Origin of the sequence: Pseudomonas farris, from assembly GCF_019145235.1 — a bacterium.
Taxonomy (GTDB): Bacteria; Pseudomonadota; Gammaproteobacteria; order Pseudomonadales; family Pseudomonadaceae; genus Aquipseudomonas; species Aquipseudomonas farris.
In genome coordinates this window covers 166,329-190,875 of sequence record NZ_JAHSTV010000002.1, presented here as the reverse complement: position 1 = coordinate 190,875, position 24,547 = coordinate 166,329, and the positions used below count along the sequence as shown (strand labels likewise).

General features: G+C 60.3%; 24 protein-coding genes. 13 read left to right on the top strand and 11 right to left on the bottom strand.

The genetic code is table 11. The features are described from left to right. Positions 1-16: 16 nt before the first annotated feature. Together KVG95_RS04165 and KVG95_RS04160 are read left to right on the top strand one after the other, a co-directional pair. Positions 17-1,681: a GMC family oxidoreductase gene (locus KVG95_RS04165; RefSeq protein WP_217854628.1), complete on the top strand. Its 1,665-nt coding sequence runs from the start codon at positions 17-19 to the stop codon at positions 1,679-1,681. A gap of 115 nt (positions 1,682-1,796) precedes the next feature. Next, a complete protein-coding gene (locus tag KVG95_RS04160; RefSeq protein ID WP_217854627.1) occupies positions 1,797-3,419 on the top strand; it encodes an MFS transporter in 1,623 nt (540 codons plus the stop codon). Between the two features lie 165 nt (positions 3,420-3,584). Here the strand turns inward: KVG95_RS04160 and KVG95_RS04155 are convergent, their stop codons facing one another. Further along, a complete protein-coding gene (locus tag KVG95_RS04155; RefSeq protein WP_007907061.1) occupies positions 3,585-3,947 on the bottom strand; it encodes a DUF427 domain-containing protein in 363 nt (120 codons plus the stop codon). 149 nt (positions 3,948-4,096) lie between these two features. Between KVG95_RS04155 and KVG95_RS04150 the strand changes: the two genes are divergently transcribed. The 5 genes from KVG95_RS04150 to KVG95_RS04130 all read left to right on the top strand — a co-directional run bounded on the left by KVG95_RS04150 (position 4,097) and on the right by KVG95_RS04130 (position 8,551). Further along, positions 4,097-4,426 (top strand): DHCW motif cupin fold protein, encoded by a 330-nt coding sequence (locus KVG95_RS04150; RefSeq protein WP_217854626.1) that lies wholly within the window; start codon positions 4,097-4,099, stop codon positions 4,424-4,426. Between the two features lie 115 nt (positions 4,427-4,541). Beyond that, complete coding sequence (locus KVG95_RS04145) at positions 4,542-6,491, top strand: DNA topoisomerase III (protein WP_217854625.1); 1,950 nt, start codon at positions 4,542-4,544, stop codon at positions 6,489-6,491. Between the two features lie 194 nt (positions 6,492-6,685). Continuing rightward, positions 6,686-7,225: a GNAT family N-acetyltransferase gene (locus KVG95_RS04140; protein WP_217854624.1), complete on the top strand. Its 540-nt coding sequence runs from the start codon at positions 6,686-6,688 to the stop codon at positions 7,223-7,225. Positions 7,226-7,795: 570 nt separating this feature from the next. Further along, positions 7,796-8,125 carry a hypothetical protein gene (locus tag KVG95_RS04135; protein ID WP_217854623.1) on the top strand — a complete coding sequence of 110 codons (330 nt, stop codon included), beginning with the start codon at positions 7,796-7,798 and terminating at the stop codon, positions 8,123-8,125. 126 nt (positions 8,126-8,251) lie between these two features. Further along, the gene (locus tag KVG95_RS04130) at positions 8,252-8,551 is read left to right on the top strand and encodes a hypothetical protein (protein WP_217854622.1); all 300 of its coding nucleotides are present in this window, start codon (positions 8,252-8,254) and stop codon (positions 8,549-8,551) included. On the opposite strand, the gene cynR is transcribed toward KVG95_RS04130, so the two are convergent. Continuing rightward, positions 8,537-9,442: a transcriptional regulator CynR gene (gene cynR, locus KVG95_RS04125; protein WP_217854621.1), complete on the bottom strand. Its 906-nt coding sequence runs from the start codon at positions 9,440-9,442 to the stop codon at positions 8,537-8,539. The two genes, KVG95_RS04130 and cynR, sit on opposite strands and share 15 nt — an antisense overlap. Before the next feature lie 118 nt (positions 9,443-9,560). Here cynR and cynS point away from each other — a divergent pair, with 118 nt between their 5' ends. Then, complete coding sequence (cynS, locus tag KVG95_RS04120; RefSeq protein WP_217854620.1) at positions 9,561-10,028, top strand: cyanase; 468 nt, start codon at positions 9,561-9,563, stop codon at positions 10,026-10,028. 180 nt (positions 10,029-10,208) lie between these two features. Next, entirely contained in the window at positions 10,209-10,868 is a 660-nt protein-coding gene (locus KVG95_RS04115) for a carbonic anhydrase (RefSeq protein WP_217854619.1), read from the top strand. Positions 10,869-10,986: 118 nt separating this feature from the next. Here the strand turns inward: KVG95_RS04115 and KVG95_RS04110 are convergent, their stop codons facing one another. From KVG95_RS04110 to glsB, 4 genes are all read right to left on the bottom strand, one after another. Beyond that, the gene (locus KVG95_RS04110; protein ID WP_052962963.1) at positions 10,987-11,337 is read right to left on the bottom strand and encodes a BON domain-containing protein; all 351 of its coding nucleotides are present in this window, start codon (positions 11,335-11,337) and stop codon (positions 10,987-10,989) included. Between the two features lie 257 nt (positions 11,338-11,594). Further along, positions 11,595-13,097 carry an aldehyde dehydrogenase family protein gene (locus tag KVG95_RS04105; protein WP_217854618.1) on the bottom strand — a complete coding sequence of 501 codons (1,503 nt, stop codon included), beginning with the start codon at positions 13,095-13,097 and terminating at the stop codon, positions 11,595-11,597. Positions 13,098-13,180: 83 nt separating this feature from the next. Beyond that, positions 13,181-14,299 (bottom strand): DUF3616 domain-containing protein, encoded by a 1,119-nt coding sequence (locus KVG95_RS04100; protein WP_217854617.1) that lies wholly within the window; start codon positions 14,297-14,299, stop codon positions 13,181-13,183. Between the two features lie 88 nt (positions 14,300-14,387). Continuing rightward, positions 14,388-15,296 carry a glutaminase B gene (gene glsB, locus KVG95_RS04095; protein WP_052962965.1) on the bottom strand — a complete coding sequence of 303 codons (909 nt, stop codon included), beginning with the start codon at positions 15,294-15,296 and terminating at the stop codon, positions 14,388-14,390. A gap of 229 nt (positions 15,297-15,525) precedes the next feature. Between glsB and KVG95_RS04090 the strand changes: the two genes are divergently transcribed. The 4 genes from KVG95_RS04090 (at position 15,526) to KVG95_RS04075 (ending at position 18,803) form a co-directional block, all read left to right on the top strand. Then, complete coding sequence (locus KVG95_RS04090; RefSeq protein WP_217854616.1) at positions 15,526-16,155, top strand: ferric reductase-like transmembrane domain-containing protein; 630 nt, start codon at positions 15,526-15,528, stop codon at positions 16,153-16,155. Between the two features lie 138 nt (positions 16,156-16,293). Next, positions 16,294-16,809: an HvfX family Cu-binding RiPP maturation protein gene (locus KVG95_RS04085; protein ID WP_217854615.1), complete on the top strand. Its 516-nt coding sequence runs from the start codon at positions 16,294-16,296 to the stop codon at positions 16,807-16,809. 46 nt (positions 16,810-16,855) lie between these two features. After that, a complete protein-coding gene (locus KVG95_RS04080; protein WP_217854614.1) occupies positions 16,856-17,554 on the top strand; it encodes a dienelactone hydrolase family protein in 699 nt (232 codons plus the stop codon). A gap of 61 nt (positions 17,555-17,615) precedes the next feature. Next, positions 17,616-18,803, top strand: a complete 1,188-nt coding sequence (locus KVG95_RS04075; protein ID WP_217854613.1) for an MFS transporter — start codon at positions 17,616-17,618, stop codon at positions 18,801-18,803. Here KVG95_RS04075 and metC read toward each other — a convergent pair. The 5 genes from metC to KVG95_RS04050 are packed head-to-tail and all read right to left on the bottom strand — an operon-like array spanning position 18,800 to position 24,493. Next, positions 18,800-21,559 carry a cystathionine beta-lyase gene (metC, locus tag KVG95_RS04070; protein ID WP_217854612.1) on the bottom strand — a complete coding sequence of 920 codons (2,760 nt, stop codon included), beginning with the start codon at positions 21,557-21,559 and terminating at the stop codon, positions 18,800-18,802. The two genes, KVG95_RS04075 and metC, sit on opposite strands and share 4 nt — an antisense overlap. Further along, positions 21,556-22,152 carry a cysteine dioxygenase family protein gene (locus KVG95_RS04065; RefSeq protein ID WP_217854611.1) on the bottom strand — a complete coding sequence of 199 codons (597 nt, stop codon included), beginning with the start codon at positions 22,150-22,152 and terminating at the stop codon, positions 21,556-21,558. The genes metC and KVG95_RS04065 overlap by 4 nt, the downstream gene beginning before the upstream one ends. A gap of 17 nt (positions 22,153-22,169) precedes the next feature. Beyond that, on the bottom strand, positions 22,170-23,006 hold the full coding sequence (locus KVG95_RS04060; protein WP_217854610.1) for an amino acid ABC transporter ATP-binding protein: 837 nt from the start codon (positions 23,004-23,006) through the stop codon (positions 22,170-22,172). Beyond that, positions 22,993-23,781 carry an amino acid ABC transporter permease gene (locus KVG95_RS04055; RefSeq protein ID WP_217854609.1) on the bottom strand — a complete coding sequence of 263 codons (789 nt, stop codon included), beginning with the start codon at positions 23,779-23,781 and terminating at the stop codon, positions 22,993-22,995. The genes KVG95_RS04060 and KVG95_RS04055 overlap by 14 nt, the downstream gene beginning before the upstream one ends. Further along, positions 23,771-24,493 (bottom strand): amino acid ABC transporter permease, encoded by a 723-nt coding sequence (locus KVG95_RS04050; protein WP_096480031.1) that lies wholly within the window; start codon positions 24,491-24,493, stop codon positions 23,771-23,773. The genes KVG95_RS04055 and KVG95_RS04050 overlap by 11 nt, the downstream gene beginning before the upstream one ends. Positions 24,494-24,547: the final 54 nt, after the last annotated feature.

The following is a 24,547-nucleotide window of genomic DNA, read 5'->3' as shown; positions in this document are numbered from 1 at the left end:
CAATACGAGGTCAGGGATGCAGACTTCCCTTGATGAATACGACTACATCGTGGTCGGCGCCGGGCCGGCCGGTTGTTTGCTGGCCAATCGACTGTCGGCCAACCCGCAACACCGCGTGCTGCTGCTCGAAGCCGGCGGCCGCGATAATTACCCGTGGATTCACATCCCCGTCGGTTACCTGTTCTGCATCGGCAACCCGCGCACCGACTGGTGCTTCAAGACCGAAGCGCAACCGGGCCTGCAAGGCCGCGCCCTGAGCTACCCACGCGGCAAGGTGCTCGGCGGCTGTTCCTCGATCAACGGCATGATCTACATGCGCGGCCAGGCCGGCGATTACGACGGCTGGGCGGCCGAGGGCAATGTCGGCTGGAGCTGGCAAGACGTACTGCCACTGTTCAAACAAAGCGAAAACCATTTTGCCGGCGACTCGGAATTTCATGGCGCTGCCGGCGAATGGCGGATCGAACGGCAGCGGCTGTCGTGGCCGATCCTCGATGCCTTCCGCACGGCGGCCGAGCAAAGCGGCATCGCCAGCATCGATGACTTCAATCAGGGCGACAACGAAGGCTGCGGCTATTTCCAGGTCAATCAGAAAGCCGGGATCCGCTGGAACGCGGCCAAGGCGTTTCTCAAACCGATCCGCCAGCGCGCCAATCTGACAGTGCTGACCGACGTCGAAGTGGACCGCGTGCAGCTGGAAAACGGCCGTGCCTCAGCAGTCAGCGCACGTTGGCAAGGCCAGGCGAAAACCTTCAAGGCACGCAAGGAAATTGTGCTGTGTGCCGGTTCCGTCGGTTCACCGGGCATCCTCCAGCGTTCCGGTATCGGCCCTCGCCTGCTGCTGCAAAAACTGGGCATCGGCGTCGCCCATGAACTGCCTGGCGTGGGTGGCAACCTGCAGGACCATCTGCAACTGCGGCTGATCTACAAACTGGAAAACGCTCGCACCCTGAACCAGATTGCCGGCACGCTGTGGGGCAAGATGGGCATGGGCCTGCGTTATCTGTATGACCGCAGCGGCCCGCTGTCCATGGCCCCGAGCCAACTTGGCGCCTTCGCCCGTTCGGGGCCGGAGCAGACCTCGGCGAACCTCGAATACCACGTGCAACCGTTGTCGCTGGAGCGTTTCGGCGAGCCGCTGCACGCCTTCCCCGCCTTCACTGCATCGGTCTGCGATCTGCGTCCGCAAAGCCGTGGCCGAATAGACATTCGTTCCGCCGACCCGCGGGAAGCGCCGCTGATTCAGCCCAACTACCTGAGCCATCCCGAAGACTTGCGAGTGGCAGCCGACGCCATCCGCCTGACCCGCCGCATCGTCTCCGCACCCGCGTTGCAAGCGTTCAAACCGGTCGAGTACCTGCCCGGCGACAGCTTGCAGAGCGAAGAGCAGTTGTACGAAGCGGCCGCCCGGATTGGCACGACGATTTTCCACCCGGTGGGCACCTGCCGGATGGGCAACGATGCGGACGCGGTGGTCGACGCCGAGTTGCGCGTCCACGGCATCCCCGGCCTGCGCATCGCCGACGCCTCGATCATGCCGCGCATCACCTCGGGCAACACCTGTTCGCCGACGCTGATGATCGCTGAGAAAGCTGCGCAATTGATCCTCAGCCCTTCGCCTATAGACCTCTCCCCTGTGGGAGCGGGCTTGCTCGCGAAGGCGGCATTACATTCAACATAGAGGTCGACTGACCCACCGCTTTCGCGAGCAAGCCCGCTCCCACAAGGGATCGCCGCTGCAAGGACTACGCAACACCAGTGGAACAACAAAAACAATCACTGTGAGGGATACCGATATGTCAGAACATGTTCAGCCCCTGGAAGCCGTCCGCAGCGCCGGCACCAGTCAGGAAACCCAAAAAGTCATTTTCGCCTCGTCCCTCGGGACGGTGTTCGAGTGGTACGACTTTTTCCTCTACGGCGCCCTCGCGGCGGTCATCAGCAAACAGTTCTTCGCCGGGGTCAACGACACCACGGCGTTCATCTTTGCGCTGATGGCGTTTGCCGCCGGCTTCATCGTGCGGCCGTTCGGTGCGCTGGTGTTCGGACGCTTGGGGGACATGATCGGGCGCAAATACACGTTCCTCGCGACTATCGTCCTCATGGGCCTGGCGACCTTCTGCGTCGGCTTGCTGCCGACTTACGCGAGCATCGGCATCGCCGCGCCGATCATCCTCGTGGTGCTGCGCATGCTTCAGGGTCTGGCGCTGGGCGGTGAATACGGCGGCGCGGCCACTTACGTCGCCGAACACGCGCCGATGGGCAAACGCGGTTTCCACACCAGCTGGATTCAGTCCACTGCCACCCTCGGCTTGCTGCTGTCGCTGTTAGTAGTGCTCGGCTGCCGCTACTTCACCGGTGACCAGTTCGAAGTCTGGGGCTGGCGCATTCCGTTTCTGTTTTCGATCGTGCTGCTGGGCATCTCGACCTGGATTCGCCTGAGCCTGCATGAGTCGCCTGCGTTCGTGAAAATGAAAGAAGAAGGCAAGCTCTGCAAGTCGCCGCTGCGCGATTCCTTCGGCAAATGGGACAACCTGAAAGTGGTGCTGATTGCGCTGTTCAGCATCAACGCCGGGCAAGCGGTAACCTTCTACGCGGCGCAGTTCTATGTGCTGTTCTTCCTCACCCAGTTCCTGAAAATGGACCCGGCCCTGGCCAACAGTCTGCTGATCGTCAGCGTGATCATCGGCGCACCGTTCTTCATCTTTTTTGGCTGGCTCTCGGACAAGGTCGGGCGCAAACCGGTGCTGATGATCGGCCTGTTGCTGGCCACTGCGCTGTACTTCCCGATCTTCAAAACCCTGGCCCACTACGCCAACCCGGCCATCGACCAGGCCAGCCGCCAGGCACCGATCACCGTGCTGGCCGACCCGGCCACCTGCACCTTCCAGTTCGACCCGGTCGGCAAGGCTAAATTTGATAGCCCGTGCGACAAGGTCAAAACCTTCCTGGTCAAACAAGGCCTGCCCTACAACAGCGAAGCGGCTCCGGCCGGCAGCGCCGTGCAGATCAGCATCGGCGAGGTGAAAATCGATGGTTACGACGAAGCGGCCCTGCGCGGCGCGGTGACCCTGGCCGGCTATCCGTCGCAAGCCGACACCCAGCTGATCAACAAACCGATGATCGTGGCGCTGATCGTCGCGCTGATCATCATCTCCGCCATGTGCTACGGCCCGCTGGCGGCGCTGATGGTCGAACTGTTCCCGACCCGTATCCGCTACACCTCCATGTCCCTGCCCTACCACATCGGCAACGGCTGGTTCGGTGGTTTCCTGCCGACGGTGTCGTTTGCCCTGGTGGTGTACACCGGGGATATTTTCTATGGGCTGTGGTACCCGGTGGTGATTACCGGGGTGAGCCTGGTAGTGGGAATGATCTGTTTGCGTGAGACCAAGAATGTGGATCTGGACAAGAACTGACGGCACGAACCTCTAGCCCAGGCTTACCTGTGGGAGCGGGTTGCTCGGGAAAAGGGAGTGTCAGTCGACATTAATGTTGCCTGGCACACCGCCTTCGCGAGCAAGCCCGCCCCCACATGGATTGCGTGCGGGCAACAGTCCCCTTACCACAATGCTTTCTGCACCTCAGGTATCAAGCACCTCAAACGTCACTTCTTCAGGATAAAACGCCACATACCCGCCAATCTGCGCAACCGACACCTTCGGGTGCTCATAACTCCATACCGCATTGGCACCTTCATGCCCGGGGATTTGCAGGCTGAAATAGCTGGCATCGCCCTTGTACGGGCAATAGCTGGTGTGGTCGGTGCGGGCGAAATATTGTTCGGCGATGTCCTCCCGGGGGATGTAGTACACCGGAGGATAATTGGCCTCATGCATGACCAGCGCCCGAGTGGATGACGCCACTTGAATGCCATGGAACTTCACCACCACGCAGCCGGGTTGAGGGCTGATGGCAATGGGATTACCGGGGCCGGGGGCTTTCATAGAGTAGGATCCTCTGTCGCTGTTGCGCTGTATCCGCGCTCCGACAGGTATACCTCATGTTTCGGCATCGCGACTGCTTCACAGCCGAACGGAGCTTGCCTGGGCTACAGTGAGGCCCCCAAAACAGCATGCCCCATCAGGAGAGCAGCATGGACATTGCCAACATCCCCTTCGGCACCACCGACTGGTCGCAAATCGAGCCCACCGAGCACCCGGGCGAGACTGGCAGCGCCCTGTGGCGCACCCGGCAGTTCGGCGCGATTCGTGCGCGCATCGTCGAATACACGCCGGGGTATCTGGCCGATCACTGGTGCTCAAAGGGGCATGTGCTGTTTTGCCTGGAGGGAGAACTGCACACCGAACTGGAAGACGGTCGAGTCTTCGTTCTCACGCCGGGCATGAGCTATCAAGTGGCGGACAATGCCGAAGCGCATCGTTCATCCACCGCCACTGGCGCCAGGTTGTTTGTGGTGGACTGACCGCTGTCATCAAGCGCAACAGCTCAAGCTGTACATCCATACAGATAAAGATTGCTCCATCGCTCATCAGCCGCCATTCTGTGCACCTCTCGGACACTGATCGACGATGGTGGTTATGCAGCTGTACCTCTGTGAAAAACCTTCCCAGGCCAAAGACATCGCGGCCGTGCTCGGCGCCAAGCGCCGGGGCGACGGCTGCTGGCTGGGAACGGGCGTCACGGTGACCTGGTGCATCGGCCATCTGCTGGAAACCGCACCGCCGGATGCCTATGACGCGCGTTACAAGCGTTGGGTGCTGGCGGATCTACCGATCATTCCCGAAAAATGGAAGATGACCGTCAAACCGCGCACGGCCAGCCAGTACAAGGCGGTCAAACGCTTGCTCGGCGAGGCCAGTGAACTGGTGATTGCGACCGACGCCGACCGTGAGGGCGAGATGATCGCCCGGGAACTGGTGGAGCATTGCCGTTATCGCGGGCCGATCCGGCGGCTGTGGCTGTCGGCGCTGGACGATGCATCGATCCGCAAGGCACTGGCGGCGCTCAAGCCTGGGGCCGAGACGTTCAGCCTTTATCATTCGGCATTGGGGCGCTCCCGGGCCGACTGGCTGATCGGGATGAACATGAGTCGGCTGTTCACCCTGCTGGGGCGTCAGTCCGGCTATCAGGGTGTATTGCCGGTCGGTCGGGTGCAGACACCAACCTTGCGCCTGGTGGTGGATCGCGACCGCAGCATTGCCGATTTCGTCCCGGTGGCCTACTGGGCGATCGAAGTGCAACTGCTGCACGACGGCACCGCGTTCACCGCCCAATGGCGCGCGTCCTCCGACGTTTGCGACGATCAGGACCGCTGCCTGAATCAGGCGCTGGCTCAGAAAGCGGCTGCGGCCATTGGCGGTGCGGCGAGCGCGCGGGTGATCAAACTGCGCACCGAGCGGATGCGCGAAGTCGCGCCTTTGCCGTTCGATCTAGGCACGTTGCAGGAAGTTTGTTCGAAGAAGCTCGGGCTCGGTGCTCAAGAAACCCTCGATATCGCCCAGGCGCTGTACGAAACCCACAAAGTCATCACCTACCCGCGTAGCGACTGCGGCTACCTGCCCCTGAGTCAGCACAGCGAAGCCCCGGGTATTCTGGCGGCGCTTCGGCAAGCCGACCCGGCCCTGAACGCCTTGCACGATCATCTAGAGCCTCAGCGCCGCTCACGGGCCTGGAACGATGCCAAGGTCAGCGCTCACCACGGCATCATCCCCACAGCGGCGGCGAAAAACCTCGACCGGCTGGTAGGCAAGCAACGGGCGGTTTACACCCTGATTCGTGCGCGTTACCTGGCGCAGTTCCTGCCCAACCATGAGTACGATCGGACTCAGGCCGACTTCGACTGTGCCGGTGAAGCCTTACGCGCCGTGGGCAAGCAGATTGTCGAGCCCGGCTGGAAACGCGCCCTGCCCGAGGCCCTCGCGCCAGCCAAGGGCCGCGAAGCACCGGCGCCGCAAACATTGCCAGCACTGGCCGAAGGGCGTGACTGCGCGGTGGCCGATGTGAAGCTCAAGGACCTTTGGACCCAGCCGCCCAAGCCATTCACCGAAGGCGATCTGATCAAGGCGATGAAGAACGTCGCCAAACTGGTGGAAGATCCGCTGCTCAAGCAAAAGCTCAAGGACACCACCGGCATCGGTACCGAAGCCACCCGCGCCTCGATCATCCAGGGCCTGCTGGACCGCGGCTACCTGATCAAGAACGGCAAAGCCCTGGCCGCGACGCCGGCAGCGTTCAGCCTGATCGATGCCGTGCCGCGCGCGATTGCCGATCCCGGCACCACGGCAATCTGGGAACAGGCCCTGGACATGGTGCAGAGCGGTGAAATGAGCCTGGAAGAATTCGTCACCAAACAAGCTGCATGGATGAGCAAGCAGGTGGCCCGTTGCGCCGGCCTGAACCTGACCATCAGCGGGCCGGCAAGCCCGGCCGGGCGTGGCGCCACACCGTGGAAAAACAAACGCAAACCGACCAAACGCAAGCCCTCGACCAGCACCAAACGCGCGGCGAAACCGGCGAGCAAGGGTTGAGAGCACTTGCAACGAATCGAAATGGTCTAGTGTTCTTCATGTCCGGCAACATGCAATCCATGTGGGAGCGGGCTTGCTCGCGAAAGCGGTGTGTCAGGCGACATCAATGTTAACTGACACACCCTCTTCGCGAGCAAGCCCGCTCCCACAGGTTCAGCGTCAGGCATCAGCCCTGCTTTCTGAAAGGTACGACCATGACGACAATCAGAAGCCAGCCCTCAATAGAATTGCACGCCGCTCAGCGCGACGAACTGGAAACCATCGAAAACCTGATGCAGTTCTACGTGTATGACTTCAGCGAATGGCTGCCGCTGAAACTCGGGGAACATGGCTTCTTCAACATCCAGCCCAGGCTTGATTATTGGCGCAATCCCGCAACCAGACCGTTTCTGATCAAGGTTGACGACGAACTTGCTGGTTTTGTGACCGTGGATAACGAAACCCATATCGTCGGCGCGAAGCACAACATCGGCTACTTTTTTGTCAGTCGACGCTTTCGTGGCCAAGGCGTCGCGAGATTTGTCGTCTCTGCCCTCTTGAACCGGTTCCCCGGTCAATGGCAGATTTTCCACATCGAGGCCAACCAGCCTGCAAGGCTGTTCTGGGCCAAGGTGATACCTGATCTCACGGACGGTGAGTTCACCCTGCATCATCTGCCGATCGACGGTTATCCGTGCACCATTTACCGCTTTAAAAGATCGCAGCCTTCGGCAGTTCCTACCCCGGCCCTGTAGGAGTTGCCGAAGGCTGCGATCTTGGCGATTCTGTGACATCACAGCCTCCAATCGCTAGCCACACCTGACGTTCTAATTCCAAAACCACTTTGTCCGACAATATGTAGTGAGCAAAAATAATCACTACAAAACCGTTGACGCCTCCGATTTGCCCTTGCATGATGCAGACATCTCCCCGATCGGGAGTGCAGGTAACACGTTTGAGCAAGCTCGTCTGACCGCCGAGCTGTTTTTCCCGGATACACGCTGCCCACAAGGCAGATTGAAGAAGCTGACCTGGCCTGAACGTCCAGTACAAGGACGAGAAGCGCTGGCGATCAATCCTCATGAAGCTTGTGGCCGACCCTGAAAATGTCGGCAGTGGCCTCCAGGTTTTCGCTGCTTCTCTTCGTTGTGACGCTATTGCGTAGCAGTTATTCAACACGACTACATGCAACAGACGCGGGACCCCGTCGTATTGACGGCCGACCGCTGACGTCCTGGTTTCGGTGCCAGGGATCAACTAACCGATGGGCTACTTGTATTAGCGAATCAACTTTGAAAGATCACCAAATGGTCAAGGGGCTTACAATGAATCTGAACAATCAACCTACTATCGATGAACTGGCTCGTTTGTTCGCTGCGCAAAAAGACAGCCAGGACAGCCATATTCTGTGGATCAGCAAATCGGGCCAGGTACATATCGACTGCCTGTCGCCCCATGCCCACGAAGAAGCGTTCGACCAGAGCAACCAGAACCTGCTCGCCCGACTGAAGATGTACCGTCGCGGCCAGGGTTATGTCGGCAAAAAAGCCGCGGCCGACAAGGACTTCATCGGTAATGTGCTGCAAACGCTGAAACAGGCGTGGGCATCGATGCAGAACCAGAACGAAGTTCGGGTGATTGATCGGTTGTATTGATATCCCCTCTCTGTAATGAAAGAAGGCCCCGCTCGGAATATCGAGCGGGGCCTTTTCGTTTGTCTCGTGCGCACCAAACAAAGCTATGGTTAACCGTATGCCCTGCTGGATCTCTGGAGGCTTGCGATGAACAAAATCCTGATATTCATAGTGTTCGCGATGGCGAATGTTGCCCATGCGAACACCCTCCCTGGCATTCCCTCATTCGATGTGGACTGCCCCGGTAAAGTCGTTGTCCATGCGGATCAGGACGGCCCGGTATTGATCAACAGTAAAGAGGCGGTAACCAAAGCCATCGACGATCGCCGCTTCGAAGCCAGGGGTTCGGGCATCACGATCTCGATCATCCTCGCCGATGACGATTCGGTGACCGTGTCCTCCACCGGCAAGGCTCCCAATGGGCTGTGCCAATCAGTGGATGACTGACTTCGCCGACGCGACCGCAGCCGTGCCCAACACCAGGTCCATAAAGGCCTCCGACGCCGCACTGTGATAGTTATTTTTGCGCCGAAGCAGCGCGGCCCCTCGGTTGGGCGCCTCCCCCAGCAGCGGAATTTTGCGCAATGCCCGTTCCGCAGTGGCGATGGGTTCCGGGAGGATGGTGGCCATCGGCGCGTGACGAATGACTTCCAGCAGCGTACTCACCGAGTTCACCTCGATTGCCACTTTGGGCGTAATGTTCTGTTGCCGAAAATACCCGTCGATAGAGGATCGGGTGATGAAGTCCGGCGTCAGCAACGCGAACTCCAGCTGCGCCACCTCCTTTGGCGATAGCGGGTTCTGGCGCTCATACAACGGATGACTGCGCCCGACCATCACGCCCAACGTTTCGACAAACGCGGGCACGCACTCGATATCGGGGCTTCTCACCGGGGTAAAGGCGATGGCGATGTCCAGCGAGTCATCGAGCAACCCGGCCTCGATGTCATCCATCGATAACTCGAAAATCTGCAGATGGATGTTCGGAAACTTCGCCACGTAGTCGCGCACCAACGGCCCCACCAGATACGCCATGAACGTTGGCGTCATGGCCAGTCGCAAGGAGCCCCGAGACAAGTCCTTCACGTCATGCAGTGCGCGTTTCCCTGCTTCAAGTTCCACCAGTACCCGACGGGCACTTTCGATATAGGCCAGCCCTGCATCGGTCGGCTTGACCGTGCGCGAGGTGCGGTCGAACAAGCTCACGCCCAACGTTTCCTCCAGTTGCCGGATCTGCTGGGACAGCGTCGGTTGGGAGACGTGCAACGCCTCGGCGGCGCGGGTGAAGCCGCCGTGGTCGGCGACCGCCAGCAAATAGCGCAAATGTCGGAGCAGCATGGGGCACACCATCTATAGGCAGGGCTTATGCGAAGCATTGTATATCGGTCTTGGACGCTATGAATCAATCGACCGAAGATGGCTCCACTTTCCAGCCACAACCGATAGGAGTCACACCATGCAACAGTCCCACGCTTACCAGGACCCGAGTCTGGCCCTGACCACTTCGATCCTCGATGCCAAGGCACGCAAGAATCTGTCCTGGCAGGATTTGACTGACGGCACCGGCCTGGGTTTGGCCTACGTCACCGCCGCCCTGCTCGGCCAGCATCCGCTGCCGGAAGACGCCGCCAAGGTGATTGGCGAGAAACTCGAACTGGACGTCGACGCCGTGGCCCGCCTGCAGATCATTCCGTTGCGCGGCAGCCTCGCGGGTGTCCCGACCGATCCGACCATCTACCGCTTCTACGAAATGATCCAGATCTACGGCACCACGCTCAAAGCCCTGGTTCACGAGCAATTCGGCGACGGCATCATCAGCGCGATCAACTTCAAGCTGGACATGAAGAAAGTTGAAGACCCGGAAGGTGGTTCCCGCGCAGTGATTACCCTGGACGGGAAGTTCCTGCCGCTGCGTCCGTTCTGAAATCGACTAATGCCAGTCAGTTAAGAATTTGAACACTGCCCACCTGTGGGAGCGGGCTTGCTCGCGAAAGCGGTGTGTCAGGCGACATCAATGTTGACTGTGCCTCCGTCTTCGCGAGCAAGCCCGCTCCCACAGGTTCTGCACTTAACTGCCCCCTCATTCATTGCAAGGAAGTCCGCTATGAAAGCGCTCATCGAAGGCTTATTGAAGTTCCAGAACGAAGCCTTTGTGCAACGTACCGACCTGTTCAAACACCTGGCCACCACCCAGCATCCCGGCACTTTGTTCATCACCTGTTCCGACAGTCGTGTGGTGCCGGAACTGCTGACCCAGCAAGAGCCCGGCGAACTGTTTGTGGTGCGCAATGCCGGCAATATCGTGCCGTCTTACAGTCCGCATCCCGGCGGCGTGTCGGCCACGGTCGAATATGCGGTCGCGGTATTGGGCGTGACCGACATCGTGATCTGCGGGCATTCGGATTGTGGTGCCATGACCGCCATCGCCCAGTGCAAATGCATGGATCACCTGCCCGCCGTCAGCGGCTGGTTGCAACACGCCGAGTCGGCCAAGGTGATCAACGATTCCCGCCCTCACGCCAGCGACGCAGCCAAGGTGAGTTCGATGGTCCGGGAAAATGTCATCGCCCAACTGGCGAATATCCAGACTCACCCGAGCGTGCGTCTGGCCCAGGAAAAAGGTCTGCTGAATCTGCATGGTTGGGTTTATGACATCGAGACCGGTTCGGTCGATGCTCTGGATGCCAGCCGTCGCAACTTCGTGTCGCTGGCCGAGCACCCGGACACCTGTGCGGTGTATGGTCAAGCGGTCGAAGCCGCCTGAAGGCTTCACCCGCTCGAGCTGCGCCAGGCTTGGCGCAGCGTTACAAAGTGAGCACGCGCGCGACTACACCCGTCCTCGGTTCCCGACCGGGAATGTGATACTCACAAGATCATCCTTGTCATTTGTCGTCCGTCTTTGCTGACGATGGTGGCCGACGTTCAGGCGTGTCTTCAGCATTGGGCGCTTCTGGAAAACTGCCCGGCGTGAACACGTGAGTGAGCAATTCGCTGGCATCGATGTCGACGACACCCTGAACCGAACGGGCCAGAGCAACAGCCTGCTCACACTGCCTGTGAGTGTTGACGCGGCCGCTCAATGCCACCCTGCCCGCATGGGTTTTGACATGGACATGCAGGCCAAGGGTTGAGTCGGCCAATGCCAGGGCCGACTTCACTCTGGTGGTAATCCACGCGTCGTGAACGACCGCTTCCAGATCATGAGAGTAATGTTGAAAGGAATGAAGTTTCATGACGCAACTCTCCCTGACGTAATCAGATGCGCCGCCCGCCCCACCGCAGACACGGACACACATTAAGTATAGTGCGGCCGTTGCCTGCGGGCGGGGGCTGTCCCTGATGCCGGTAAGATATAAGAGCGACGAATATCCTGTGGGAGCGGGCTTGCTCGCGAAGACGGCGGCACAGTCAACATTGATGTCGCCTGACACACCGCTTTCGCGAGCAAGCCCGCTCCCACAGGTTTGCGCGGCTGTTCTGGAGTGTTGTTTCAGCGTTTGACCGACAAATCCGTCTGCGTCATGCGGCTACGGATGGTAAACACGCCATCCCCCGAGAGAATCGCGCTGCGTGCAAACAAGCGCCCACTCTCCCAGTTCGAAAGCCCCAGCTCTGGCTTGTTCAGCGCGTACTGACCGTCGACCCAGCGGGTAATCCCATTGCCAACAAAAGGCGCGTTGACCGCGTTGTAGAAACGCTCCTGCGCCGGGGCATCTTCACTGATCAGCGACACAGTGAATTGCGGGCTGTAGCGGTTGAACAGAGCGATGGCCTGATCCAGGTCGTCGACGATCTTCAGGCTGACTTCCGGGGTTTCTTCCCATTCCCACTCGCGACCCAACTGATCCTCGGGCAGCGGTTCGGCCAACGCTTCGGTCTGATAGCCTTCGGCGCGGTACACCTCGACGCTCGCGGTCTGCCAATCGGTTGGCAAATGCTGCTCGCTACCCTTGACGATATGCAACTTGCAGCCCTGGCCCCGAGCGGTGCCGGCCTGTTGCAGTGCGTCGAGAAACAACGGCAGCAGTTCAGCGGCGCGATCACGGTGGATCAGGCAGACGTTCAGGGTGTTGCAGACTTTGCGGTCCAGCGAGTTGCGCACTACGGCGGCAAAGCGCTGGGCATCGGCGTCCTTGTCGGCGATAAGCCATGCGCCGCCGGTGCCGTGCAAGCTGACCGCGGTGCCGGCCTGTTGCGCGATGCTGCCCAACTGGCTGACCGCACGTCCCGAACCACGGGCCACAGCCAATGACAGTCGTCGGTCGGCGAACATCGCCCAACCAGCGGCGTGATTGACACTTTCAACCAGCGACACCGCACCGCTCGGCAATCCGGCATCGCTCAATGCAGGGTTCAATGCATGGGTGACGATGGCCTGAGCGGTGCCCAGCGCATCGCTGCCAATGCGCAACACCGCGGTGTTACCGGTGCGCAAGACACCGGCGGCGTCGGCAAAGACATTCGGCCGGCCTTCGAACACGAATGCGACGATGCCCAGCGGCGACACCACTTGCTCGACTTTCCAGCCGTCGTGCTCGACGCAACTCACAACCTTGCCGCGGGTGGCCGGTGCATCGCGCCAGGCCCTGAGACCTGCAATCATGTCGCCGCGCATGCGTTCATCGGCGAGCAACCGCGTGGTGGAACGCCCGCGCGCCTTGGCTCGCTCGATGTCGGCCAGGTTCGCGGCCGCAATCAAGGCCCAGCATTCAGGCGTTTCCAGGCGTTGGGCAAAGCGATCGAAGAACTCGCTAATGGCCTGATCCGAGACGCCAGACATCGCAGCGAACGCCACTTCGGCACGTTCGATGGCGACCGCCGCCGCTTGCTGGTCCGCTACCGGGATCAGCAGCAATTCGCCACTGACCTGCTCCACCAGCAGATGGTCGCCGGGCTGAAAGCGCGCCGCCAGTTCGGGGCTGACGACAGTGACACGATTACCGGCAAAAGGGATTGGCGTGCCAGCGACTAGACGTTCGAGCGCAAGAGACATGAAACGGTTTCACCATGCAGGAGAGCGGCCAGAAAATGTATAGGAAAATCCGTGGAGCGTCATTCATTGGGGCGCGGTAACGGTTACTTTTTCGCAAGTCGAAATACATCTTGCTCCAGGCGATTGCTCCCCTGTTTGCGCCACCTGGCGTTCGCGTCATAGACCACCAGCAGCAAGGGCTCTTCTACGCCCGCGGTGCTGATAAAGGTCAGTCCTTCGGCATGATCGCAGCCTTTATCCTCGCCTTGCCCGTAAGGAACCTCCAGGACTGGCGTCAATTGTTCGCTGAAGACAAAACTTTCCTTTGTTGGCCTGGCGCCGTCGAGCCATCGAAACACGCTGACAGGCCCGTCGAGGTTCATCGTCGGCCCGGCCAGGATCAACATGTCGTCACCCTCGATGCATAAGTCCCTGACGCCGAGTCCTCCCAACTGGAGAAAATGCTTTCGATATTTTCGCCCCCCAGGCCCGATTTTTTTCAGCGTCAGCGTGTGGGCGGTCTGGGGATGGTCCTCGGGTTCGATCTCCAGAACAATGGTCCAGCCCCGCAGCACTGGCCCTCGCAACCCGATAAAAACACGCTTGCCGTTGACCTCGAGGCCTTCGGTATCGAACCCGTTGTCCTTGCCAGGAATGTGCAGGAATGCCCCTACATGCTCATCGTCCTTGAGTTCATCGAGCAATTCGTTACCCAGTTGATTGCCGGCCAATTGGGCGGCGACTCGATCATCGCTGGCGGTGCTCTTCACCAAAGTGAACGTCCCGTTTTCTTCGACCACCGGAATCCGGGCCAGGAGAAAACGATTGCCATCGCGGCTGACAGTTGCCAGACGCTCGGCGTTTTTCTTCAGGGTCTTGGTGCTATCGGTTTTTTTCCGTATCAGGCTGTGAGACCCCACAATCCAGAGATACCCCGTGTCGGGGTCGTAGCTCATGCCTTCCAGGTCTGCTTCAACGAATTCTTGGCCATTCTTCGGAATGACCGGCAGCGCCAACAGGGATCCCAGCGAGAACTGTTTGTGTTCGTCAAACAAAAACTCGGCCGCACCGGCGCGCTCACGCAGGGTGAAGCGCTCCAGCGTCAAGGATTCATCATTGGCGACCCACAGGGTGTTGCCAATCTGGACCACGGCGGACAACCCTTTGCGCAAATGAGCGTCCGGCTCATTGAAGACTAGAAGCGCGGAACCGAATTTCACCATGAAGTCACCCAGCCCTTCACCCGTTCGGGTGAGTCAAAGAATGCCTGCTTCACGGTAGCGGTCATCGGTCGCTAGTCAAGAGATGCCATCAGAACACCGACCAGCCAATCCGCTGACTCAACAACTCCAGCGCCGCCATGCCCGCCAGAGAATTGCCGGCAGCGTTCAATTCCGGGGACCAGACGCACACCGTGAATTGCCCCGGCACTACCGCGACGATGCCCCCGCCCACGCCGCTCTTGCCCGGCAGGCCGACGCGATAGGCAAAGTTACCGGCTTCGTCGTACAGCCCGCTGGTGGCCATGATCGAGTTGACTTGCTGGGTCTGGCGGGCGCTGAGGATCTGGGCGCCGCTGTGTTTGCAGAAACCGTCGTTGGCCAGAAAGCAGAACGTGCGGGCCAGATCCACGCAACTCATGCGTAGCGCGCAATGGCTGAAGTAGCTGCGCAGCACGGCTTCGACGTCGTTATGAAAGTTGCCGAACGATTGCATCAGATAAGCCATGGCCGCGTTGCGCGCGCGGTGCTGGTATTCCGACTCGGCGACCTTGCCGTCCACCATGACATTCGGGTTGCCGGACAAGCGCCGGACAAAATCGCGCATCGACAATGCCGGCGCGGCAAAACGTGACTGGTTGATGTCGCAGATCACCAGCGCACCAGCGTTGATGAAGGGATTGCGCGGGCGCCCGCGCTCGAACTCCAGCTGCACCAGTGAGTTGAACGGCTGGCCGGACGGCTCGTGTCCCAGGCGCTCCCAAATCGCTTCGCCGGAATGGTCGATGGCCTGCACCAGGCTGAATACCTTGGAGATACTCTGCACCGAGAACGGCGTGTCGGCGTCTCCCGCGCAAAACAACTCGCCGTCATTGCCATACACGGCAATGCCCAACTGATTGGACGGCACGGTGCCGAGGGCGGGAATGTAGTCAGCCACTTTGCCCTGACCGATCAACGGTCGGACTGCGTCAAGGATCTCGTTCAACAGCGCTTGCATGCCGGGTTCCGAAGTCTCGCCCCATGGGATTGCGGGGACACTGTCGCTAGACGCTGCTGGTCGGTGATGAATCACAGTTTTGTATGGGAATGTATCTGTCGCGGCCCGGGATACATGAACTTGCACCGGGCGACCTTTCGGACATACCGCCCACACACCTGGTTGAAACACTCCTGCCGTCCGCTGACCACCGGCAAAACCGGGTCGGCCCTTGCTCAGGAGTGTTGCCATGCTGACCCAAGTTCCCCGTTACCACGGCTGGTCGCTGTTTGGCCTGCTGTCCCTGCTGGTGTTGTTGATGACCGGCCTGATTCTGTTGCTGAACCCGGATCTGGTGGAAGCCACCCGCAGCGCCATTCGCGCCACTGCACGCACTTCGTTTGCACTGTTTCTCGCTGCGTTCACTGCGTCCGCTTTGGCTGTGCTGGTGCCCTCGCCTTTCACCCGATCGCTGGTGCGCGAACGACGCTTCATCGGCCTGGCCTTTGCGTTTTCCCACCTGGTCCACGCCATCCTGATCTACAGCTACGGCCAATTGAACCCCGAGTTCTGGCCCAGCCGCACCACGGTCGGCAACATCCCGGGCTCGGTGGGTTATCTGTTTATTTTGCTCATGGCACTGACCTCGTTCAAAACCACGGCGCGGCTGATCGGCCCCAAAGCCTGGAAAGCCCTGCACGTCAGCGGCATGTGGGTACTCGCGGCGGTGTTTACCTATTCCAACTTCAAACGCATCCCCATGAGCGCCTGGTACGTCCTGCCGTTCGGTTTGATGTTTTCGGCAATCGTCGTTCGGCTGCTGGGCAAGATTGCGTTGAAGTACAAACGGTCGCTCAGGAATGCGCTGTTGACTGAATGAAATCTCAACAACACCAACAATCCCCTGTGGGAGCGGGCTTGCTCGCGAAAGCGGTGTGTCAGGCGACATCAATGTTGAATGTGCCGCCGTCTTCGCGAGCAAGCCCGCTCCCACAATGAATCCTCGGAGCTCACGCCCATGAACACCTCTCTCTCATCGGCCATCAAAGGCCTGCACCTGAACCTCGACCGTGTCGGTAGCTGGATCGCGCCCCTGACCTTGCGGGTGTTTCTGGCCTGGGAATTTTTCGAGTCAGGCCTGGAAAAATGGAACGGTCAGAACTGGTTCGCCGACATTCAGCACAACTTCCCGTTTCCCTTCAACCACGTGCCGGCCACGCTGAACTGGGAACTGGCGATGTGGGCCGAATTGATCTGCGCCCTCGCCCTGCTGGTGGGCCTGGGAACGCGGGTTTCGGCGGTTATTCTGACCATAGTCACGATCGTTGCGACCGCTGCCGTTCACTGGCCGGCCGATTGGTCTACATTGAGTGAACTTGCCCAAGGCTATGCCATCAGCAATAAAGGCCATGGTAACTTCAAACTGCCGCTGATCTACCTCGCAGCCCTCATGCCGTTGCTGCTCTCGGGGGCCGGCAAACTCAGCGTGGACGCGCTGTTGGCTCGATACTTCTGGCGGCGCAGTCACCGCTGATACGCAGCGTCTCGATAACCTACCCAACTTATGTAAAGGAGCCATCATGAGCGTAACCACCCAATGGATCGAGATCAGTAGCGCCGAGGGCACATTCGGCGCTTACCTGGCCATCCCCCATACCCTTAAAGGTCCGGGGATTGTGCTGATTCAGGAAATCTTCGGCGTCAACGAACACATCCGCTCGGTCGCCGAGCAATACGCCGCCGACGGCTACCTGGTCATAGCGCCGGATCTGTTCTGGCGCAACGGCCACCGTATCGAACTGGGCTACGACGAAGCAGGCTGGAAACGCGCCGTCGAACTGATGAATGCCACCGACACCAAAAAAGCGCAGGCCGACATCAAACTGGCCATCGACGCCCTGAAAGCACAACCTGGGCTGGACGGCAGAATCGCGTCTATCGGTTTCTGCTTCGGCGGCATGCTGTCGTACAACACCGCGGCCAACGGTTTCGTCGACGTGGCGATCGCCTACTATGGCGGCGGTATTCAGAACCAACTGGATCGAGCCGATGAAATCAAAGTGCCAGTGCTGATGCACTTCGGCGAACAGGACAGCCACATCCCCATCGACGCCGTGAAACAAATCGCCGAGCGTTTCGAGTTCAACGATGACGTCGATATCGAGGTTTATCCGGGGGCCGAACACGGCTTCAACTGCTCACACCGTGACAGCTACAACCAACGGGCGGCGGTTGAGGCACATGGCAATACGTTGCTCTTTTTGAGTCAGAACCTTTAAGACCTGATCGCTGGGGTTGGCGACATAAACAATCGGTGAGCATTCAATCCCGGAAACCAGCATGGACAACCTCTCAAAACCCAGACCGACCTCATTACGCATCCCCTCCACGGTCTGGGCCCTGGGTTTTGTCAGTCTGTTCATGGACCTGTCTTCGGAGCTGGTGCACAGCCTGCTGCCGGTATTTCTGGTCACGACCTTGGGCGCGAGCGCATTGACCGTCGGGGTGATCGAGGGCACCGCCGAAGCGACCGCGATGCTGACCAAGATCTTCTCCGGGGCCATCAGCGACTTTATTGGCCGGCGCAAAGGCCTGCTGTTGATGGGCTACGGTCTCGCCGCCTTGTCGAAACCGCTCTTTCCCCTCGCGCAGTCGGTGGATGTGGTGTTCACCGCACGTTTTCTGGATCGCATCGGTAAAGGCATTCGTGGCGCGCCGCGAGATGCGCTGGTCGCCGATATCGCACCCGCTGAAATCCGTGGCGCTTGCTTTGGCTTGCGCCAATCGATGGACACCGTGGGCGCCATTCTTGGCCCGATGCTGGCGATCGTACTGATGTTATGGCTCGGGCAGATCCATCTGGTGTTGTGGTTTGCGGTAATTCCGGCGGTGATATCAGTGGCGCTGATTGTCGGCGGGGTCAAAGAGCCGACCACTGTCGCTGGCGAACGTGCCTTTCACTCGCCAATCCACTGGAAAGTTCTGCGGGATTTTTCGCGCGATTATTGGTGGGTGGTGATCGTCGGCGGGCTCTTCACGCTGGCCCGTTTCAGCGAAGCCTTTTTGGTTTTGAAGGCGCAACAAACAGGCCTGACGGCCACTTGGGTGCCGATGGTGATGGTGGTCATGTCGCTGCTCTATGCGGTGTCCGCCTACCCTGCCGGCTGGTTGTCCGACCGGATCAGCCGCACCAAAGTGTTGTGTGTCGGCATCGTCCTGCTGATCCTGGCGGACCTGTTATTGGCGCAAGCAGATTCGATCATGACCATGCTGGCGGGCGTGGCTCTGTGGGGCCTGCATATGGGTTTCAGCCAGGGCATTCTCGCGACACTGATCGCCGACACCGCGCCCGAACATCTCAGGGGTACGGCATTCGGCCTGTTCAATCTGATCAGCGGCGTGTGCCTGTTGATCGCCAGTGTACTTGCGGGCGCGCTGTGGGAGACCTCGGGCTCAGCCAGCACCTTCGTCGTCGGGGCGGTGCTGGCGGTTGCGGCGTTGTTGTTGCTTCTGCTGCGCAAGCCCTAGTCCACAGTGGCGGCGAACCCGCGTTGCAAATCCTCGATCAACGTGTCGGCATCTTCCAGGCCGATATGCAGCCGCAGCACCGGGTTCAATGCACGATCTACCGCGCTGTTGCGATCCTTGGTATCCGCGACGGTGACCAGGCTTTCATAGCCGCCCCAAGACGCGCCCAGACCAAACACCTGCAGCGCATCGATAAACCGCTCGAGGTACTTGGCGTCGACATCGCGCAGTTCGAAGGACAGCAAACCGTTGCTGCCAGTGAAGTCCCGCCGCCACAGTGCGTGATGAGGATGATTGGGCAGCGCTGGATGGAACACCCGTTTCACCTGCGGTTGCGCCTGTAGCCATTGAGCGATTTCCAGAGCCTGGCGTTCGTGTACGTCGAGGCGCGGCGCCAGGGTTCGTGCACCGCGCAGCACCAGATAGGCATCGTCGGGACTGACGGCGATGCCAAAGGTGTCGCTCATCGACGACAGTGGCTGCCAAACCTCTTGCCGGGTACAGACGCTGCCCATGACTACGTCGCTGTGGCCGCACAGGTACTTGGTCAACGCCATGATCGAGATATCCGCGCCCAGGGTCAGCGGCCGGTACAGATAGCCCGAGCCCCAGGTGTTGTCCACGGCCAGCAGTATGCCGCGCGGTTTGCACAATGCAGCGATGGCCGGCAGGTCGCAGAGTTCATACAGCAGCGAGCCGGGCACCTCGGTGTAGACCATTTTGGTATTGGCTTGCAGTTGCGCTTGCAGGCCGCTGCCGTCAGGCGCGAAGTAGCTGACCTGGATGCCGAACGGCTCAAGCAGCTCCCGGGCCAGACGCCGCACGGGCGCATACACCGCATCGGTGATCAGCACATGATCGCCGGGCCGCAAGTAGGCCAGAAATGTCTGCGCCACTGCCGCCAGCCCCGTGCCGAACAAGCGCGTGCGGTAACCGCCTTCCAGTTCCGTCACCAGATCTTCCAGGGCGAACGCCGTGGGATTGCCACGGGCGCCATAGCTCAGAACACGTTCACTATCACGACGAGCACGGGCGTCGCGCATTTGCGCCAGGTTGTCGAACAGCACCGTGCTCAAACGAGTGACCGGCACGTTGACCGCCCGACCGCCATTGCCCTTTTCAGTTCGCGCCGAATGCACCAGACGGGTACGAACCCGCGTATCACGGCTGGCTTGAGGCTGCGCGCGCAGCGGTTTGAGGCTGGCGATTTCGTCCTCGCTCATTTGCGCCAACAAGCCGATTTCCCAAGCCAGGTACTGACGCGCCGCGTCCTTGTTGCCGGAGTGACGATCGTGGGTAAAGAACAGGAAATCGATGCACTGGTGATCGGGCGGTGTGTTGGCATCCTCTTGCAGTGCAAACCCCGCCGCACGCCAGGCCTCGACACCGCCATCCAGCAACCGAGTTTGTATACGCTGAGCATCGGGCAACTCCAGTACCGCGAAAGCGGCCAGCAGCGGATCATCGGCCAGCAGCACCAGAGGCCGTTGCTCTCCCATCACCTCAGTCGCCAGCAACGAGCGGATCGACCAGCGCGAGCCGGCAATATGACCTTTGCGCCAAGTCATGCTTGGACGCAGGTCAATCAGTGCCACCGCGTTATCCTTCAGCGCATCGCTCAGGGCCTGCGCCGTGATCACTGGCAACGCTTCGTGTGCGGCGGCCTCCACCGCCGGCAACGCCAGACCGCTGTTCACCCCACCCGCCAGAACATAAGCCTCATGCCCCAACTGCCGAAGCCAACTGGCAACAATCGGTGCCCGCACACTATCGCTGTCAATCAGTACCACCCGCACCTGACGCACGCCGATGTACAAATCAGTAGATTGAATCAGCTGGCCACCCGGCGTGTGTTGCGCGCCCGGCAAACTGCCGGCGGCAAACTCCTCGGCGGTGCGCACATCGCACAGAAACAGACTGCGTTCGGCCTCCCCGGCCCACTGCTCGACTTGCGCAGTCGCAACGGTTTTTACCCCGGCCCGTTCGGCCAGTTGTGCCGCGGCAAGACGCTGTTGCGGTAAGGTCTGCGATGACACCTCATCGGCATAGCGGCGGGTGCTGCCATGCTCCAGCTGAAGATCTTCCAGGTACCAGCCCTGGGTCCCATTTTCCAAGGCGTAGACCGGGTTCTTCAAACCCAGATTGATCAAGGTCTGGGCGCCAATAATGCTGCGGGTTCGACCGGCGCAATTGACCACGATCGGCGTGCTGTCGTCCGGCACCAGATCGTGTACGCGATAGCCCAGTTCGCCATTCGGGCAACAGACGGAACCGGGGATGGTCATCTTGCGGTATTCGTCGAACGGCCGACCGTCCAGCACCACCAACGGTTCGCCCCGGGCTTGCCATTCGGCCAGCTGTTTTGCGGTGACATGCGGCGTATGACTGGCCTCTTCCACCAACTCGCCAAAGGCCTTGGAGGGCACATGCACGCCAGCAAACAGTTGCAGGCCTGCCGCCTGCCAGCCCTCGGCCCCGCCGTCGAGAATATGCACGCGGCCGTACCCCAACGCCTGCAGACGCTGAGCGGCGCGGGCCGCGACATCTCCACCGTTCTGATCATAGATCACCAGCCGCACCTGAGGATTCGGCGCCAGGCGTCGGACCTCCAGTTCCAGTCGACTGTAGGGCAGGTTCACCCCGTAAAACAGATGGGCTTCGCCATATTGGCCGTGCTCACGCACGTCAAACAGGGCAATTTCCTGCCCGTCGAACAGCCATTGCTGCAATTTCCCTGGAGTTACAGTCCGATTCATGCGTAGGCCTTGATCGACGGGGCCATTTGCGAGGCGTTGTAATTGAGAATGCGCCCGTCGGCCTCGACCCCATAACGGCCATTGAGCGATTCCAGCGGCAAACCGTAAAGGTGGAAATGCAGGGTTGGTTGCTCGCCTTCGACACGGATGCCATGCAGGTCTTCACCGAGAAACGAAATCGACGTGCCAGGCTGCACGATCACTTGTTTTTCCAGGTGCAGGGTGGTGAATCCAGGCTCGCGGTCCTCGTCATCACGGGCGTAGACGTAATTGATTTCCTGGCCTTCGACGGCACTGATGATCGCCCAGGTTTCGTGGTTGTGCGCGATGGTGCTTTTGCCCGGCAACAGCGAGTTGAGGTACAGCGTCGGCGTGTCGCCATCGTCGTTGAGACGGTAGCGAAACGCGGTGCTGCCCTGCCCTGGCACCGGAGCCGGGAACGCATCGAAATTGAACAGATCGCGGCGCTCGGCCAGGGTTTCGAGCAAGGCGACGATTTGCGTCAACGCGGCGCGGTCGACGCCGCGCTGATTGATGACGCGGATTTTCTTGAGGAAATCCTCGATGACGGCGGCACGGTTATCGGTACTCATGAACAGACTCCTCGGTATTAGACGGACAGGCTGTAGCGGCTCAGGTTGGTCAACAGATACGGGTCGTTGGCGACGCGGGGACGGCGTCCCGGATCGCCCAGGGCGTGGCGCAAAAACTCTTGAGTGCGCTCGCTGGTGGGGTGCTGAAAGATCTGCGCGGCGCTGCCGTGCTCGACGATCACGCCGTTTTCAGTGAAGTAGACGATGTCGCTGATCTCTTCGGCGAAGCGCATTTCGTGGGTCACCAGCACGCAGGTCATGCCCTCTTCGGTCAGCTCGCGAATTACCGTCAGTACCTCGCCGACGGTTTCCGGGTCGAGGGCCGAGGTCACTTCATCGAACAGAATCAGTTCCGGGCGCATGGCCAGCGCCCGGGCAATCGCCACCCGCTGTTGCTGACCGCCAGAGAGTTGTCCCGGATAGGCATCGGCCTTGTGCTCCATGCGCACCTTGGCCAGCAAGGCGCGGGCGTCTTTCTCCGCCTCGGCGCGGTTGCGCCCCAGCACTTTGCGCGGTGCGATCACCAGGTTCTCCAGCACCGACAAATGCGGGAACAGGTTGTACTGCTGGAACACAAACCCCACGCGTTTGCGCAACTCGATGCGCTGGGCTTCCTGGGCCAGGGTGTGAACCTTGGTGGCGCCGACACGTATGCTGCCGCGCTGAGGCTGCAATAGCCCGGTGATGCAACGCAGGATCGTCGACTTGCCGGAACCGGACGGGCCGATGATCGACACGGCCTGGCCGCGGTGCACGTCGAGGTCGATACCCTTGAGCACCGGGTTGCTGCCAAACGACAGGTGCAGGTCACGCAGGCTGACCAGAGGCTCGGCGACGGTTTCAGTAGAAGGCATAACGTCGCTCCAGGTGTTGGGTGAGTCGGGAAATCGGGTAGCAATAAGCAAAGAACAGCACCAGCAGGCTCAGGTAAATCACCACGGTGAAGCCGGTCAGGTTCACCGTGTTGCTGGCGATCTGCGCGGTGTCGATCACGTCATGCACGCCCACCAAAGACGCCAGCGCGGTGCCCATGGTGATCACCGCGTAGAGGTTCATCCATGGCGGCAACATGCGTTTGAAGCACTGCGGCAGGATGATCGAGCGGAAAATCTGCCCACGGGTGAACGCCAGGGAGCGTGCGGCTTCCCATTGGGTACTGGGGATCGAGGCGACGGCGCCACGGAAGATTTCCGCGACGTTGGCACTCGCCGGCAACGCCAGGCCAAGGGTGACCTTGACCCAGTCGGGGAACGAGACATAGGCCCTGCCGATGTGGATCTCGAACGGGAACACATAGGTGGTGAAATAGATCAGCACCAGCCACGGCGCGTTGCGAAAAATCTGCACCCAGATCCGCGCCGGCAAACGCAGCAGCCACAACGGCGACAACCCCAAGGCACCCACCAACAGTCCCAGCAACGACCCCAACCCGATCGCCACCAGGCTGATCAGAATGTTCTGGCCAAAGCCCACGACCAGCGCCGGGGACCATTGCAGCAAGGCCTTGAGCACCGGGCTGTGCGGGGTGAAATACACCAGCCAGAGCACGGCAACCGCCAACAGCAGCAACTTGCCGACATGCCGCCGTGGCCAGGCCACTGGCGCGGTGACGGACGATTCAATGGCCATAGCCGGGCATCCTCAGGCGCGCTTCGAGCAGGCGTCCCACACAATTGACGGTAAAACTCAGCAGACCGAAAAACGTCAAGATCAGAATCATCAACTCCAGCACGTTATCGCTCTGGGTCCAGATCATGATCGCCGCGTAGGTGATATCGCCGACGGCAATTGCCGAGGCGACGGCGGTCATTTTCACCAGGTCGATCAGGTTGTTGATCAGCGATGGCAAGGCGAAGCGCAAGGCCAGCGGCAGTTGCACATTCCACAACAACTGGCGGCTGCTGAACGCCAGCGAACTGGCCGCCTCCATCGTCACCGCAGGCACGGCTTCGATGCCGGCGCGCAAGGCTTCGGCATGGAACGCCCCCTTGTGCAGCGAGATCACGATCACCACCCAGGCGAACGGCGTCAGCGGGTTGGCCGCGCCGACGGCCTGGGTCAGCAGCATATTCAGCACCAGGAACGCGCAATACAGCTGCACCAGCGTCGGTGTGTTACGGGTGACTTCGACAAACACCCGCGCAGGTTTCGCCAGCCAGGGTTTGCCCGAGGTCAACATCGCCGCCAACCCGACACCCGCCAGCAGACTGCCGACGATGGTGAACAGGCACAGCAGCACCGTGGTCAGCGCGCCCTGCTCCAGGGTTCCGCGCTGATAGGCGTCCAGCAGAAAACCGTAATTCAGGCCGAACCCGGCGGCCCAGTGGACGAACAGTTCCATCCAGTGATTCCTTGAACGACCGCCGAGCCCGTCGGCGACCTATTGAAACGATGA

Excerpts from the sequence above, each read along its gene's own strand:
- glsB (WP_052962965.1), bottom strand. The coding sequence starts at position 15,296 with ATGCAAGCGCTGTTGAACGAGATCCTTGACGCAGTCCGACCGTTGATC.
- cynR (WP_217854621.1), bottom strand. The coding sequence starts at position 9,442 with ATGCTGCTCCGACATTTGCGCTATTTGCTGGCGGTCGCCGACCACGGC.
- KVG95_RS04105 (WP_217854618.1), bottom strand. The coding sequence starts at position 13,097 with ATGTCTCTTGCGCTCGAACGTCTAGTCGCTGGCACGCCAATCCCTTTT.
- KVG95_RS04155 (WP_007907061.1), bottom strand. The coding sequence starts at position 3,947 with ATGAAAGCCCCCGGCCCCGGTAATCCCATTGCCATCAGCCCTCAACCC.
- KVG95_RS04150 (WP_217854626.1), top strand. The coding sequence starts at position 4,097 with ATGGACATTGCCAACATCCCCTTCGGCACCACCGACTGGTCGCAAATC.
- KVG95_RS04075 (WP_217854613.1), top strand. The coding sequence starts at position 17,616 with ATGGACAACCTCTCAAAACCCAGACCGACCTCATTACGCATCCCCTCC.
- KVG95_RS04060 (WP_217854610.1), bottom strand. The coding sequence starts at position 23,006 with ATGCCTTCTACTGAAACCGTCGCCGAGCCTCTGGTCAGCCTGCGTGAC.
- KVG95_RS04160 (WP_217854627.1), top strand. The coding sequence starts at position 1,797 with ATGTCAGAACATGTTCAGCCCCTGGAAGCCGTCCGCAGCGCCGGCACC.
- KVG95_RS04135 (WP_217854623.1), top strand. The coding sequence starts at position 7,796 with ATGAATCTGAACAATCAACCTACTATCGATGAACTGGCTCGTTTGTTC.
- KVG95_RS04115 (WP_217854619.1), top strand. The coding sequence starts at position 10,209 with ATGAAAGCGCTCATCGAAGGCTTATTGAAGTTCCAGAACGAAGCCTTT.
- KVG95_RS04090 (WP_217854616.1), top strand. The coding sequence starts at position 15,526 with ATGCTGACCCAAGTTCCCCGTTACCACGGCTGGTCGCTGTTTGGCCTG.
- metC (WP_217854612.1), bottom strand. The coding sequence starts at position 21,559 with ATGAATCGGACTGTAACTCCAGGGAAATTGCAGCAATGGCTGTTCGAC.
- cynS (WP_217854620.1), top strand. The coding sequence starts at position 9,561 with ATGCAACAGTCCCACGCTTACCAGGACCCGAGTCTGGCCCTGACCACT.
- KVG95_RS04140 (WP_217854624.1), top strand. The coding sequence starts at position 6,686 with ATGACGACAATCAGAAGCCAGCCCTCAATAGAATTGCACGCCGCTCAG.
- KVG95_RS04145 (WP_217854625.1), top strand. The coding sequence starts at position 4,542 with ATGCAGCTGTACCTCTGTGAAAAACCTTCCCAGGCCAAAGACATCGCG.
- KVG95_RS04065 (WP_217854611.1), bottom strand. The coding sequence starts at position 22,152 with ATGAGTACCGATAACCGTGCCGCCGTCATCGAGGATTTCCTCAAGAAA.
- KVG95_RS04130 (WP_217854622.1), top strand. The coding sequence starts at position 8,252 with ATGAACAAAATCCTGATATTCATAGTGTTCGCGATGGCGAATGTTGCC.
- KVG95_RS04050 (WP_096480031.1), bottom strand. The coding sequence starts at position 24,493 with ATGGAACTGTTCGTCCACTGGGCCGCCGGGTTCGGCCTGAATTACGGT.
- KVG95_RS04085 (WP_217854615.1), top strand. The coding sequence starts at position 16,294 with ATGAACACCTCTCTCTCATCGGCCATCAAAGGCCTGCACCTGAACCTC.
- KVG95_RS04080 (WP_217854614.1), top strand. The coding sequence starts at position 16,856 with ATGAGCGTAACCACCCAATGGATCGAGATCAGTAGCGCCGAGGGCACA.
- KVG95_RS04110 (WP_052962963.1), bottom strand. The coding sequence starts at position 11,337 with ATGAAACTTCATTCCTTTCAACATTACTCTCATGATCTGGAAGCGGTC.
- KVG95_RS04055 (WP_217854609.1), bottom strand. The coding sequence starts at position 23,781 with ATGGCCATTGAATCGTCCGTCACCGCGCCAGTGGCCTGGCCACGGCGG.
- KVG95_RS04100 (WP_217854617.1), bottom strand. The coding sequence starts at position 14,299 with ATGGTGAAATTCGGTTCCGCGCTTCTAGTCTTCAATGAGCCGGACGCT.
- KVG95_RS04165 (WP_217854628.1), top strand. The coding sequence starts at position 17 with ATGCAGACTTCCCTTGATGAATACGACTACATCGTGGTCGGCGCCGGG.